General features: G+C 45.7%; 11 protein-coding genes. 9 read left to right on the top strand and 2 right to left on the bottom strand.

The window, feature by feature from the left end; all coding sequences use genetic code 11:
- Window positions 1-237: 237 nt before the first annotated feature.
- Entirely contained in the window at window positions 238-990 is a 753-nt protein-coding gene (locus tag KCO92_RS03360) for a tetratricopeptide repeat protein (protein ID WP_158653545.1), read from the bottom strand.
- A gap of 537 nt (window positions 991-1527) precedes the next feature.
- On the opposite strand from KCO92_RS03360, the gene KCO92_RS03355 reads away from it, so the two are divergent.
- Together KCO92_RS03355 and KCO92_RS07670 are read left to right on the top strand one after the other, a co-directional pair.
- Window positions 1528-1899 carry an SEL1-like repeat protein gene (locus KCO92_RS03355; RefSeq protein ID WP_158653546.1) on the top strand — a complete coding sequence of 124 codons (372 nt, stop codon included), beginning with the start codon at window positions 1528-1530 and terminating at the stop codon, window positions 1897-1899.
- Complete coding sequence (locus KCO92_RS07670) at window positions 1806-2057, top strand: SEL1-like repeat protein (RefSeq protein WP_104695228.1); 252 nt, start codon at window positions 1806-1808, stop codon at window positions 2055-2057. The genes KCO92_RS03355 and KCO92_RS07670 overlap by 94 nt, the downstream gene beginning before the upstream one ends.
- 636 nt (window positions 2058-2693) lie before the next feature.
- Here KCO92_RS07670 and KCO92_RS03350 read toward each other — a convergent pair.
- Window positions 2694-3374, bottom strand: coding sequence for an RsmE family RNA methyltransferase (locus tag KCO92_RS03350; RefSeq protein WP_104695229.1), 681 nt, complete (start codon window positions 3372-3374; stop codon window positions 2694-2696).
- A 206-nt stretch (window positions 3375-3580) separates the two neighbouring features.
- Between KCO92_RS03350 and hemH the strand changes: the two genes are divergently transcribed.
- The 7 genes from hemH to KCO92_RS03315 all read left to right on the top strand — a co-directional run bounded on the left by hemH (window position 3581) and on the right by KCO92_RS03315 (window position 14062).
- Window positions 3581-4564: a ferrochelatase gene (hemH, locus tag KCO92_RS03345; RefSeq protein WP_104695230.1), complete on the top strand. Its 984-nt coding sequence runs from the start codon at window positions 3581-3583 to the stop codon at window positions 4562-4564.
- Between the two features lie 58 nt (window positions 4565-4622).
- A complete protein-coding gene (locus KCO92_RS03340; protein WP_104695231.1) occupies window positions 4623-5258 on the top strand; it encodes a SoxW family protein in 636 nt (211 codons plus the stop codon).
- Entirely contained in the window at window positions 5248-8070 is a 2823-nt protein-coding gene (locus KCO92_RS03335; protein ID WP_104695232.1) for a cytochrome c biogenesis protein CcsA, read from the top strand. Before KCO92_RS03340 ends, KCO92_RS03335 begins: the two co-directional genes overlap by 11 nt.
- A gap of 67 nt (window positions 8071-8137) precedes the next feature.
- Window positions 8138-9550 (top strand): aspartate ammonia-lyase, encoded by a 1413-nt coding sequence (aspA, locus tag KCO92_RS03330; RefSeq protein WP_104695233.1) that lies wholly within the window; start codon window positions 8138-8140, stop codon window positions 9548-9550.
- A 2-nt stretch (window positions 9551-9552) separates the two neighbouring features.
- Window positions 9553-10866 carry a transposase gene (locus KCO92_RS03325; RefSeq protein ID WP_233710433.1) on the top strand — a complete coding sequence of 438 codons (1314 nt, stop codon included), beginning with the start codon at window positions 9553-9555 and terminating at the stop codon, window positions 10864-10866.
- 9 nt (window positions 10867-10875) lie between these two features.
- Window positions 10876-11520, top strand: a complete 645-nt coding sequence (gene thyX / locus KCO92_RS03320) for an FAD-dependent thymidylate synthase (RefSeq protein WP_104695234.1) — start codon at window positions 10876-10878, stop codon at window positions 11518-11520.
- The gene (locus tag KCO92_RS03315) at window positions 11501-14062 is read left to right on the top strand and encodes a DNA polymerase (RefSeq protein WP_104695235.1); all 2562 of its coding nucleotides are present in this window, start codon (window positions 11501-11503) and stop codon (window positions 14060-14062) included. The genes thyX and KCO92_RS03315 overlap by 20 nt, the downstream gene beginning before the upstream one ends.
- Window positions 14063-14142: the final 80 nt, after the last annotated feature.

Here is a 14142-nt window from a genome sequence, read left to right as displayed (position 1 = left end):
TATGGCTACATACTGGATATAGCTAGTTATGGATTGTTGAAACAAGAAGTCCAGTCGTCTTTGGTGGGTGGTTCACACTCTAGGGCACATTGGTATGATTCGAATAAGTTGGCTTTTTCATAGCTACTTTGATTGTTTAGAGCTCATCCTAGTGTTTGCCTATACCATCAACCAAGATTAAACCATGGTCAGCTTTCGTAACTCTCAATGGTACAACTATTTTATACACTCCCCAACCTAGTTCTGGCAGCTCAACTGCTTTACCCTATCACAGCCCTTTTCAACCCCCATATCACAAGCCTTTTGGTAATATTGTCGCGCCACCAACTCATCCTGACCAACTCCACGTCCATATTCATACATAACCCCCAAGTTATACCAAGCCTCAGCAAGTCCTCCATCCGCTCCCTTTTTATAATATTCAAAAGCCTTTTTATAGTCCTGTGTAACACCTTGACCTTTCTCATACATGAACCCTAAATTACAGCAAGCACTAGCATCCCCCATATCTGCTGCCTTTTGATAGTATTGCAAAGCTTTTTGATAATCTTGTGGAATACCTTGACCATATTCATATATACCCCCCAAATTATAACAAGCTGCAGCAACTCCCATGTCTGCTGCTTTTTGGTAGTACTCAATAGCCTTTTTGTAGTCTCTAGGGACACCTTGACCATATTCACACATACCCGCTAAATTATCATAGGCCACAGCAACCCCCATATCCGCAGCTTTTTGATAATACTCTAGGGCTTTAGAAAAGTCTTGCACCACACCTTGGCCCTTAGCATACATAATCCCCAAATTATTGTAAGCCACAGCATGCTCCATATCTGCTGCCTTTTGGTAGTATTGCAAGGCTTTGGAATAATCTCCATTAACCTCAGCCTCTGAAGCAATAGAAAAATACTGTTTTTTAAGATCACCTTTATCCGCATTCACCACTTTATCTCCCTTAAAACCAAAGTTTAATCCCAATTTCCTGATCAACCAAATAATCCTAGACCAAACCATTCTTCTTACACTCCAACTATTCAGTAAATTCATTTTTATTCTCCCTCCCTAACCCCTTTAGGGGTGTCCTTATACTAGCACACAGAAACATGATCCTAATCTGAAACCCTACACACTTTTCGCTTTGCCAGCCATCTCAGTCAATGTAGAGATACCCGTAAGCTCGCTTGCTTCATTTGCTATTCATGCGCCGTAGCCTTAAAAATTTTCTTTGCTTTTACACCAAAAAGCCATAGTTAAAGTTGCGCGTCTAGCAGCATTAATCGATTCATAGCATAAGTGGCACTCATTCAAACACGCTCTAACCTCGCCCATTTGGTTTGCAACACCACAATCATAAGAGAGTGTGATGATAAAGCTGATGTAAGTAAAAGAGATTATTGAGTATCTCACGATACTTTTGAGCTCTCAAAGATAAATCGGGTTATGCTTGGGAGAAATATGCGCTTTAAGGATTTATACAGGGTATTATTAGTCGGTCTATGGGTACTTTTGTGGGCAAAGGAGGGTGCTTTGGATTTTACAATCGCACAAAAAGCTTTTAAGAGTGAAAATTACACAAAAACCCTAGAGTATTATTTAAAAGCAGGAGATAGAGGCTATGCGGAGGGTTATGCCATGGCTGGGTCTTTACATCTTGGTGGACTTAAAGGAGTGGAACAAGATGTCTATAAAGCCTTAGAATACTTGAAAAGAGCGGGGAAATGGGGAGTGCTGATGCGTATTACAGGCAATGAAGGGGTGACTAGAGATTTGAAAAAGCCCTCAAACACAACCAAACAGCCTACTTATTGGATCGCGAAGAGTTTCACGATAATTGTAATGATGCTAATTGTCTCAAATTCTCCATCCGAGCAGAAGCCTATGAATATGGCAGAGGGGTAACTAAGGACTTGAAAAAGGCACTTTATTACTACCAAAAAGCCTGTAAGACAGATTGGAGAGGGGCTACTCATGAGGATTGCGCTAAGGCTGAACACCTTAAACAGGCGATATATCCCCACTCTAACCAAGCATTAGTGTTCTTACCACTCGCGCTCTAAGGCCCGCAAGCTTGAAGCTATGGTGGTAGTTGGCTACATGTGGTAAAAAGCACAATGCGTAAGAGTTGAGACATTAATTCTAGGCGTAGAAACCATAAGACCCCTGGCAGACGGATTTTGAGATGGTACAGTTCTCAAGAGGAATAATCTCCCAGTTTTTATCCAAATTGCGCGTAAAACTCCGCCCTTTAGGGCTTAAGATGTAAGCGCACTCTAAGAAAAGAAAGGCTAACCTTGCAATAGGTAAGTGAGGTTAGTGAAAGCCTGATGTGGCAGAGTTGGATGCGCTCATTCTAGCCACTAAAAACTAGCACGATGACAGGTTGGCAACTGATCTCCGCCCATATCAGTGGGTCTGTAAGTCTTTTGGGTTAGGGACTAGCCTTGCGGACTATAAACAGCAAAGCCTTTCGAGCTCAGAAACGCTAGTTTGAAGTTAGTTAGGAAGCTCCTCCCTTTAGGGAGGGGCGGTTCACAAAGGACTGCCATGATCTTCCAGATAGCTGGCACTAGTAAAAGGAAGATTGTGAGCATGAGAACACCCTCTTCACTTTTTTGTAGCTCTTATTAGCAAAGTTGATCGATGAGTGCAATTTCTTGACAATGTAGCTTTCGGAGGCTTGTCACTTTTTAATATCAGCTCATCCCTAATGTGCTAAGCCACAACGCCGCTCCCTCACTTGTTAAGATAAAGGAGTTGGGTGCGCTGTAAATTTCTCTTGTTTCAAAGAGTTGGCGTTCTTGTGTAGAAAATCCTCCCTCTGGTCCGATGAGCATACCCTGTTCTAAATGGCTGGGCTGGGGGGTTTTACGACCTTGTAAATCTAAAATTTTGGCCTCTGGATACATCTGTAAAGCTTCCTGGGTGCTTGTCAATAGCTCCAGGCGCATCAAATCGCTGCGCCCACTTTGTTGGTTAGAAGCAATCAAGATTTTTCTAAGCCGTTCAAATTGGCGAGTCCCCCATAATTCCTGCCGCTGGCTGTATTGGGCGTAGAAAAAACTGATCTTAGTCACACCCATTTGATTAAGGTAGGGTAACACGCGCTCTATCTCCTTAAGGGCGATGAGTGCCCAAATCAAATGGACTTGGTGCGCGGGGCATTTGGGGGCATGGCGCGTTTCCAACAAATGTAAGCATGCGCGTTTTTTATGCACGCTAGTGTGGGCATAAAGATAAAGATTGCTATCTTCAAGATTTCTAAATGGCAAGATAGCTTGCGCTTGCGTGCGCCGACTCAAATACAGATGCCTGTAAAGCTCTCCCTCGACCATAATTTCGCTTTGTCCTGCATGGGGATGGTAACTAAATTGCATGTGTTCTCTTTATATGGGTTCTATACCAGGGCATTCAAGACCATGGAAGCCCTATTCTAAGATGAATAGCACAAAATTGTAGTATAATAGGAAAAGTGGGGCGCTAAGACCCGTGAGTTTGTGTTTGCGCGGGTTTTCACTGGGCTTTTATTGTTATCATCCGCGTGCTAAAGCCCCTAACTTTAGCTGTGATTAGAAATAATGACATGGACACTTTGATATCTTCACATTTCCAAGAAGCTGTTGTTTTGTTAAACATGGGCGGGCCTAATAACCTCCAAGAGGTTGAGGTATTTTTGCGCAATATGTTTAATGACCCCTGCATTCTCTCGATTAGAAACGCACGCCTGCGTCAACTGGTCGCACACTTCATTGTCAAAAGTAGGGCTTCCAAGTCGCGCGCCATTTACGAGCGTCTGGGGGGCAAATCTCCTATTTCGGCCCTCAGCGCACAATTGGTGCAGAGATTGCGCACGCTAGACCCCAGCCGACATTATGCTTATGCGATGCGCTACACTCCTCCCTATGCCCTCGATGTGCTAGCGCAATTGCAGGATCAGGGATTTACACATTTGACCTTCTTTTCCATGTATGCCCAGTATTCCACCACTACAACACTCTCTTCCATGCAAGATGCCTTGAATGCGCTCAAAACACTCAACTATACCCCTACTCTCTCTAGTATTGAGCGCTTTTACACGCATGCGCTTTATAATCAAGCCATTGTGCACAGCATTGCCAACACACTAAAGGGGCGACCACCTGAGGACTTTGTACTCATTTTTTCTGTGCATGGCTTGCCCGAGCGCGTAGTTTTGGAGGGTGATCCCTACCAGGCCGAATGCGTCCATCATGTGAGTTTACTCAAGCGCGCGCTTGTCCAAGCTTCCTTGCGCTTTAAACATGTGGAATTATCCTACCAATCTAAGTTAGGCCCTATGAAGTGGCTAGAACCCAGCACAGCAGAGGTGATCGAATCCCATCGCAAGAGCAATATCATTATCTACCCCCTCGCCTTTAGCATTGATAATTCTGAAACCCTCTACGAATTGGAGATTCAATACCGCCTTGATGCAGAGCGATTAGCTATCAAAGAATACTTGGTATGCCCCTGTTTAAATGATCAACCAGACTTCGCCAAAGCCATCTTGGACCTCCTCGCACATACGCCGCGCACTATTCTAAGCTAAAGCTTTACCCTAGAAGACTACAATGGGCCCCTAGTAAAATTTTAAAAAAGGATTTATCATGCGTAAGTTTTTCTTGCTGTTTTTGACTTGCTTCTCCCTAACACGTTTTGCTATTGCCGATGACGATACTATTGATGAGAGCATGATCAGCCAGGGCAGTAGCAGTTCTGCGCAAGCTCTCGAAGAAGCGAATAATTTAGACAAACAGAGCTATGCAGGGCTCGAAGATGTCTTTTCAGACACCAAAAATATTGCTCCTAATGGCAAGTACATGCTCTTGGTTTTTGGCAAAAATGGCTGTTCGTATTGTGAATTGCTCAAAGAAGACATTAAAAAGCACGAGGTCCTCAGGAACTTCATTAAGGCCCACTACAGCGCTTACTATATCAACATCAGTTATTCCAAAATGCATAGCTTTAAGGTGGGAGGAGTGCATCACAATAAAGAGTTCAAGCTCCCGACATCCGAGCTAGCTTCCATTTACGATGTGGGCTCTACTCCCACCATTGTGTTTGCTAATCCCGATGGCAAGACTATCTACGAGCTCCCCGGCTACATGCCCTATAAACAATTTTTAGCTGTCCTGGAATTTATCGGTAAAGGTTTGGACGAGGGGATTAAGGACGATAAGGAATTTATCCAAAAACTCCGTGCCTATATTTTAAAACGCACCAGGGAACTCAATGCAGCTTAGGGCGTTTTTAGGCTTTTTTTTAGGTTCGTTTTGGGCGGCGATTCCAGTGATGATCACTTATGCCACTGCTTGTGCACTGGCAACTTTTATTGAGAATGATTATGGCACGCCTGCAGCCCAGGCTGTGGTTTACCACACTTGGTGGTTTAACGCTTTGCACGCCTATTTGCTCGTTCTCATTTTGGGATCACTCATCACTTCTAAAGCTTTCCAGCGTAAACGCTGGGTAAGTATTTTTTTTCATCTCTCCTTCGTGGTGATTATTGTTGGCGCAGGGATCACGCGCTTTTTTGGGTTTGAGGCGACCATGCACATCCGCGAAGCAGCCACAAGCAATAGCATCACCACCAGCGACACCTATTTGAATATCCAGGTGAGCAAGCCGGATGTTCCTCCATTTTACACCGCCCTTAAGAGCGAGCTCTCTCCCTTTTCTAGGCATTTGCCCATAGAAAGGATACAGGTTTATGACCAGCCCTTAATTTTAGAACCCTTAAGTGTGCGCAAACAAAGTGCAGACAAAAAAGATAACCGCGCCCTCTTAGAGCTGAAAGTAACTTATGGAGGGCAGAGTCGTCTGTATGCTATCACGGGTGGGCCCGGTATTGAAGGTCAAAGCGTGAGTGCGGATTTCTCGGGTGTGCGCATTGCGATCAATTGGGGAGTAACGACTAAAAAACTCCCCTTTGCGCTCAAACTCAAGCGCTTTGAGCTAGAGCGCTATCCAGGCTCCATGAGTCCTTCTTCCTATGCCTCAGAAGTGGAGATTTTAGACGACCAGGGCAAGCTCATCAAGCCTTACCGTATTTTTATGAATCATGTCCTAGATTATGGCGGATACCGCTTTTTCCAGACTTCTTACGATCGCGATGAAAAAGGTACCATTCTCTCTGTCAATAAAGACCCGGGTAAGACCATCACCTACATCGGTTATGCGGGCTTAATTCTAGGTGCGATTGCGCTTCTCTTTAGTCGAAGTGGGCGATTTCAGAGGCTATCCCTCTTTCTCAAGTCCCAAAAAATTACGGGCCTGCTCTTGGCGTGCGCACTGGGCTTTGGAGGTGTGCATTTGCGCGCTCAAGAGGGCAAAATCGACATGCATGGGGGCAAGAGTGCTCCCACCCCCCTCAATGACATGGGAAAGGCCGCGCTTGAACAGCAAAAAGTCGCCGCGCACAATGCTGGTATTATCACGCGCATGAAAAATCTCAAGGCGCATTCCAAGGGACAATTAAGACTATTCCAACGCCTACAGGTGCAAGGTTTTGATGGGCGAATCAAGCCCCTAGACACTTTGAGCATGGACCTCATCCATAAAATCACCAAGCAGGATGGTTTTAAGGGCATGGACAATATCCAGGTGATGTTAGGGCTGATGCTCTATCCTGATGATTACAAGAGCATCAAAATGATTTACACCTCTACACCTAAATTGCGCCAAATTCTGGGAGTGCCCAAAAATCAAGCACGTGTGGCTTTTATCGACATCTTTGGTCCCCATGGGTATAAGTTACAAAACTATGTCGAAGAGATTAACCAAAAAGCCCCCAAAGATCGCGATGAATTCGATAAAGATGTGCTCAGAGTTGATGAGCGCGTCAATTGGATGTATACCATTTTCAGCGGGGCGATTTTAAAAGTTTTTCCTGAAAAACATTCTACAACTTGGCTCTCTCCTGCCGACGCACTCAAGAGCACAGATGCAGACCTAGCCAAGACGGCTAAAGATATTTTGCGCGATCTCTTTACAGGCTTTGATGCGGGCGTGGATTCCAACCAGTGGACAGAGGTAAATCGCACTTTAGAGGTCCTTGGTGCTTACCAACGCACCCATAGCTCTTTAACTCTAAGTCCTTCTAAGGTCGATGCAGAGATTTTCTTAAACCATAGCAATTTCTTCAACATGCTCACTCTGCCCTATATTGTGCTAGGACTCCTTTTATTGGTGGTGGTGTTGAGCGCTACTTTTCAAAACAAGCCTCCAAAGGCTTGGGTGCATTGGGGGTTTTATGGTGCGCTCTTGCTCTGTGCGTTAGCGCACACGGCCGGTCTCTTGTTACGCTGGTATGTGAGCGAGCACTCGCCCTGGAGCAATGCCTACGAATCCATGCTCTACATCGCATGGGCGGCCATTATAGCTGGGCTCATTTTGCGCTCCAATTTAGCCCTATGCGCCTCAAGTTTTCTTGGAGGTATCTCTCTTTTTGTGGCACATTTAGGGTTTATGGACCCTCAAATTGGCAATCTTGTGCCCGTGCTCAAATCCTACTGGCTCAATATTCATGTGTCCATCATCACAGCCAGCTATGGCTTTTTGGGATTGTGCTTCATTTTAGGGGTGTTAACCCTCTTACTCTTCGTGCTCAGAAGTCCTAAACGCCCTAATATCGATAGTACGATCTGCTCTTTGAGTGCGATCAATGAAATGGGTATGATCTTAGGGCTCTTGATGTTGAGCGTGGGGAATTTTTTAGGGGGCGTGTGGGCTAATGAGTCTTGGGGGCGTTATTGGGGTTGGGATGCGAAGGAAACATGGGCGCTGATCTCCATTGCTGTTTATGCTGTGATCTTGCACCTGCGCTTTTTGCGCTTTGAATTCATGCCCTATGTCTTTGCAAGCGCAAGTGTGATCGGCTTTTATTCTATTTTAATGACCTACTTTGGAGTGAATTACTACCTCTCGGGCATGCACAGCTACGCAGCAGGCGATCCCATCCCCATCCCCAGTTTCCTCTACTTTTTCGTGGCAGGAACATTTGTTCTCATTATTGTGGCGGGCTGGAAACGCCGACTTGTGATGCCTAAAATCTAGCTGTGGCCATAATTAATCTTAAGTGGCTACAATAGTGCGTTTCAATTTTAATACTAAGGGAGATTTAATGGCAACTAGAAAAGAACACGATTTTATCGGTGAGATGGAAATCGACGATAGTGTCTACTATGGGATTCAAACCATGCGAGCTGTGGAAAATTTCAACATCACCCATGACCGCTTGCTGAATTACCCCATTTTTATTCGTTCCTTTGCGCAAGTAAAAAAGGCTGCCGCACTGGCCAATGCTGAACTAGGCCTCATTGAGATCAAGATCAAAGATGCGATCTGCCATGCATGCGATAAGATCATCGATGGGGAGTATCAAGATCAATTTGTAGTGGATATGATTCAAGGGGGCGCTGGCACAAGCACCAACATGAACATGAACGAGGTGATCGCCAATGTTGCTCTAGAATATCTAGGGCATAAAAAGGGAGAATACCAATACTGCCACCCCAATGATCATGTGAACCGATCACAATCGACTAATGATGCCTATCCTAGCGCACTCAAGATTGCAATTTACGAACGCCTAGACCACATGACCCAAGTGCTCAAGGTGCTCAAAGATGCCTTTGCTCGCAAGGCCAAAGAATTTGCCCATGTTCTCAAAATGGGGCGCACTCAGCTCCAAGATGCTGTGCCCATGACTCTAGGACAAGAATTTGAAACCTTTGTGTCGATGGTAGAAAAGGACATCCAGCACATTTTAGACGCACGCAACTGGACGCGCGTGATTAATTTAGGTGGGACAGCGATTGGAACAGGCATTAACTCCCACCCTGATTACAAACGCATTGTGGAAAAGAAAATCCAAGAAGTAACAGGCAGACCTTTCACTATTGCCCACGATCTCATTGAAGCTAGCCAGAGCACGGGTTCTTATGTGCAAGTGAGTGGTGCGCTCAAACGCGTGGCGATCAAACTCTCTAAAATTTGCAACGATCTGCGCCTCTTGAGTTCAGGTCCGCGCGCGGGTCTCAATGAAATCAACCTGCCCAAAATGCAACCGGGGAGTTCTATCATGCCTGGTAAAGTCAATCCTGTCATCCCCGAAGTGGTCAATCAGGTCTGTTTCTCTGTCATTGGAAATGATCTAGCCGTAGCTATGGCTGCTGAGGGAGGACAATTACAGCTCAATGTCTTTGAACCCGTCATTGCCTACAAACTCTTCCATTCCTTTGTGATGTTGAATCGCGCCATCCGCACTTTAGTGGAAAAATGTATCAATGGTATCACTGCCAATGAAAAAATCTGCCATGATTATGTGTTCAACAGCATCGGCATTGTTACTGCGCTCAATCCTCACATTGGCTATGAAAAATCTGCTTCAATTGCCAAAGAAGCCCTGGACACAGGTAAGTCTGTGCACGACATCGTATTGGAGCGCAAACTCCTCACCAAAGAACAGCTAGCCGAAATCTTCCAGCCAGAAAACATGCTCTCTCCTCACGCTTTCAAAAAGCACAAAGACTAAAATTGAGATTAGCATTACTTGTCTTGGCGTGTAGCACGCTCCTAGTCCATGCGGGTGTGCGCCCGCGCATGCTCTCGCCCCTACCTCCGGTTAAACAAATTGTCATGCCCTTAGAGCCTTGTAATGAGGATTGTCTAAAAAGGCTTTATGCGGATGGCAAAATTTTTTCCTTCATGGCACGCTATGTAGCCAGTGAAGACGCTCAGCTCAAAGACAACTACACCATTATCAGCGACCTTCTCAACCCAAGGGTAGCGATTGCCTCACAAGATAACACCAAAACAGAGCCCACTCAAAGTGCTTTACACAAGGTTGCGCTCTTAGTGCCTAAAGAAGTGGTGGGCAAGTATAGTAACACTGCGATCAACGCTATTCTGGCTTACCTTTCGCTCAAAGAGCAGAATTTTATCTTTAAAGTCTTTGACAGCAGAAAAGAAGACTCCGAGAGTTTAAAGCAAGCGTATCAAAGCATTGTGGCCGAACACTTTCCCTTTGTGATCGCCCTGCTCACACAGCATGGGGTGCAAAATCTCATCAGTAAAACGCCCCTAAGCCTGCCCACCATCGTGCCTAGCGCACACAAAGATCAGCTAGAAAAGCTCATGGACCTGCCCTCTACGCTGATTTTTGGGGGAATTGATTTTGCTAAACAAATTAGCATGCTTGTGGACTTGAGCGGGCACAAACCCATGGTGGTTTACAATGACGATAGCTTTAGGGGCGCGATGTTGGGCAAGAGTGTGCAGGAACTAGGTGCACCCATTCTCCACCAAGACACCATCACCTTTAAAAAGGCCAGTAGCTTTTCTTTCGAGTTGAGAAATCAAGCCAAGTATCTCAAGGGCTCCGTGGTGATGCTCAATACTCCCATCGTCAAAACAGGGCTTCTCCTCTCTCAAATGAGTCTCCTCTCTCGGACTAACCGCCCTCATATGTTGCTCTCCTCTCAGATCAATTTCAATTTAGCTCTTTTCATGCTCACCCAGCCCAAAGATCGCCAGCATTTCTATTTAGCAAGTGCCATTGGCCCCATCAATCCATACTTATACCAATATGCCTCCATCTTGGGGGTGAATTTGGCCTATGATTGGGTGGGTTATGCCAGTGTGAACGCTCTAGAACACATGCTCACGCGTGTCTATGGTATGCAAGAGCGTTATTTCAGCGAACCCTTGCGCAACAACCAGATTATCTACACCAACACTATTTACACACCTCAGAACCTGAGCTTTACACCCATGTCTTTGCCTTCTAACGCCACTCCCCGATCTCAAATCCCCATTTTCTTGGAAGAACAGAATAATGACGACGAATAAAGAAGAGCCATGCAAGTAACTCTTAAACACGCCACCCCGCTGCATTGTTGCTATGAAGCCATCCGCACTTGTTACCAAAGCTTTGCCTACAGCGATGGAGGTGGGCGCAAAGATTTAGAACTCATCGATCGTGTCGCCAATAAATACCGCCATAACTCTACCCTAGAGCACTTGTTTTACAATTTTGAGATCAAGGACATTAGCCGCGCTTGTTTGCAAGAACTCGCGCGCCATCGCATGGCAAGTTTCTCCGTTAAATCCAGCCGCTACACCTTGAGTGAACTCAAACAAGAAGAGAGTTTTCTACCTCTTTATGAGGAAAATCTAACACGCGCGCAAAAATTCTTGGTCTTCACGGGGGTAGAGGCGGTGGATAAAGCCAGCGTGCAGGCGCTAGAAAACCTACGCCTCTTGATTAGCAGCCATGTCAAGAATGACTACGCCAAATTCGCCATGCCAGAGAGTTATAAGACCAGCTTAGCTTTTAGTGTAAACGCACGCAGTTTGCAGAATTTTCTCTCCTTGCGCACGGACTCTAAAGCACTTTGGGAGATCCGCCAACTCGCCTTTGCGCTTTACAAGGCCCTGCCTCAAGATCACCAATATCTCTTTAGTGCGTGTTTAAAGGACACATCTGAAACTCCATCTAGTTGACACTTTTAGTCTGCTCTTTAAATTCTACTACCACTTACAGGATTTACGCACTTCTACGGGCACCAACACTGCATGGCTGAGTGCCTTTGTGCGTGTGGTGCAACAGGTGTATAAATGCGGAGGCGATCACCTTGTCTTTGCCCTGGAAAGCAAAGTCAATAAGCGCAAAACTCTCTACCCCGCCTATAAAGCTAATCGTGTTGCCCCACCCGGCCTAGAGGAACAATTACCCATCATTTTGGAGTGGATCAAGGCCATGGAGCTAGATATCTTCAGTGTTGAAGGGTATGAGAGCGATGATGTGATTGCAAGCCTGTGTGCTTGTTTTGCAGAAGAACAAGTGCGCATTTTTAGTATGGATAAGGATTTTTATCAATTAGTGAATCCACATGTTTTCTTATGCGATCCAAGCACCCATGCACTCAAAGGGATAGAGGAATGCCTAGAAAAATATGGCATTTACCCCCATCAATTTGTGCAATACCAGGGCTTGATTGGGGATAGTAGCGATGGATACAAGGGAGTGGAGGGCATTGGGCCTACCTATGGCACTAAACTGATTCAGGCCTTTGGGACTTTAGAAAATCTCTACCATACCCTAGAAACTAGGGGGATCACAGAGGTAAAACTCCCCTCCAAATTACAACATGCGCTCTTAAGAGATAAAGAACAAGCCTTTTTGAGCCGACAACTTGCTATCCTAGAGAGCTCTCTTTTTAGTGCACCTCCCCCTCTAAAGCCCTTTCCTCAAGAAAACCCCTTATTGCGCATTGCAGACGCGTTAGAACATTATGAGATGTTTGCCCTACTCAAGCAAATTGAACCCACCCATACACCTAAAATTCCCACACCGCCCAAGCCCCAGTCTAACACCCTCGAACAAATTTTAGATTCCATCACATTAGGGCGCACATTTGTCATCTGCTTAGAGCAAAATTGGTTGGGGATTTTGAATTTAGAGGGCACGCCCTCTTTTCTGCTCTTAGACCTACAAACTCCCCAAGCTCCAGCATGCCTGCAAGCGCTCTACCAGCGTAAGCTCGTAGGCTACCAGATCAAAGAAATCTTTCTTGCGTTGCATCAGCGTTACTCCCTAGAACCCCCACAAGACTATGAAGATGTCGCACTCTTAGCATGGCTAGATCGCTCAAACCTAGAGCCCAAGATCAGTGCGCTGGCTAAGTTGTTCGGCCTAGAGGCCTTTGAAAGCAAACCCAATGCCCCCTTAAATGCCTGGATGTTGGAGTGCAACGCACAGCTCATCGCGACCGCTTACACTCATTACACAAGCACATTAAACCCCGCACTCTTAGAATTAGCCCACACCCTAGAGTATCCGCTTTTAAATCTCTTATTGCGCATGCAAGCGCATGGCTTTAGCGTGGATCGAGCGTATTTTCAAGACTTATGCCAGGAATTTAAACAGACTCTAGCCCGCCTTGAGGCTAAAATCCATGCACTAGCACACACCCCTCTTAATGTCAATTCCACCAAACAATGGGCGCAGTTTCTCTACCAACACTTAGGGTTACAAGCTAAGGGGGTTAAGAAGATCAAGACGGGCTTGTCTACAGATGAGGCGAGTTTAAAAGCCCTGCAAGAGAGTTATCAGGGCGCGTGCATTCAGGGCGTGGAGGTCGCTACACTGCTAGAGACCCTCTTAGAATACCGCGAGGTGTTCAAGCTCCAATCCACCTATGTAGAACCCTTGCTTACTCAAAGCACGCATGGCAAAATCCACACTATTTTTTACCAACACAGCACCGCAAGCTCTAGGCTCTCTTCTGCCCATCCCAATCTGCAAAATATCCCCATACGCACTCCACTGGGCAAAAAAATTGCGACTGGATTCATTCCTAGTGCGCCCGATTTAATCTTGTTAGGACTGGATTACTCCCAAATTGAGCTCAGACTTCTAGCCCATTTTAGCGCGGATACACACCTTATTAACGCCTTTTTGCAAGGGGAGGATATTCATCTTAACACCGCTCTAGCTCTTTTCAATGACCCCTCTAAACGCCATGCTGCCAAGAGTATTAATTTTGCCTTGCTCTATGGTATGGGACCCAAACGCCTGGCACAGGTGCTTAAAATCAGCCAACAAGAGGCAAAAAACTACATTGAACGCTACTTTAGCACCTTCCCCACTATTAAAGACTTTTTAGAGCAAACCAAAACGCAGTTACAACAAGAGGGCAAAATCACCACGCTCTTAGGCCATGAACGCCATTTTGACTTCACCCATGCTAATCCCAAACTCCAAGCCGAATACTTACGTGAAGGGGTTAACACCCTCTTTCAGGGCAGTGCAAGCGATCTGGTTAAACTCGCCATGCTCAAAATCAGCGCGCACATCGCTGCATATCCTCAAACCAGCATGTTAGTGCAGGTGCATGATGAAATCATTTTAGAAACACCCCGCATGCAAGCACCCACTCTAGCCAAAGAGCTCAAAGACTTGATGGAGAGCATTTACCCACTTAGGGTTCCCCTAGAATGCCACACCAGCATCGCGCCAAATTGGGGAGTTTTGAAGAGTTGAGCGCATCCTCTAGTCATTTTAATCTTTAAGATACATTTGATCGCTATGTGATGATCTACTACTCTCCACCCCATCAAAGT

It is taken from the genome of Helicobacter salomonis, from assembly GCF_017979425.1.
GTDB classification, from domain to species: Bacteria; Campylobacterota; Campylobacteria; order Campylobacterales; family Helicobacteraceae; genus Helicobacter; species Helicobacter salomonis.
The sequence above is the reverse complement of the archived record's forward strand: the minus strand, read 5'-3'. Positions and strand labels throughout refer to the sequence as shown.

Excerpts from the sequence above, each read along its gene's own strand:
- KCO92_RS03350 (WP_104695229.1), bottom strand. The coding sequence starts at position 3,374 with ATGCAATTTAGTTACCATCCCCATGCAGGACAAAGCGAAATTATGGTC.
- hemH (WP_104695230.1), top strand. The coding sequence starts at position 3,581 with ATGGACACTTTGATATCTTCACATTTCCAAGAAGCTGTTGTTTTGTTA.
- KCO92_RS03340 (WP_104695231.1), top strand. The coding sequence starts at position 4,623 with ATGCGTAAGTTTTTCTTGCTGTTTTTGACTTGCTTCTCCCTAACACGT.
- KCO92_RS03335 (WP_104695232.1), top strand. The coding sequence starts at position 5,248 with ATGCAGCTTAGGGCGTTTTTAGGCTTTTTTTTAGGTTCGTTTTGGGCG.
- aspA (WP_104695233.1), top strand. The coding sequence starts at position 8,138 with ATGGCAACTAGAAAAGAACACGATTTTATCGGTGAGATGGAAATCGAC.
- thyX (WP_104695234.1), top strand. The coding sequence starts at position 10,876 with ATGCAAGTAACTCTTAAACACGCCACCCCGCTGCATTGTTGCTATGAA.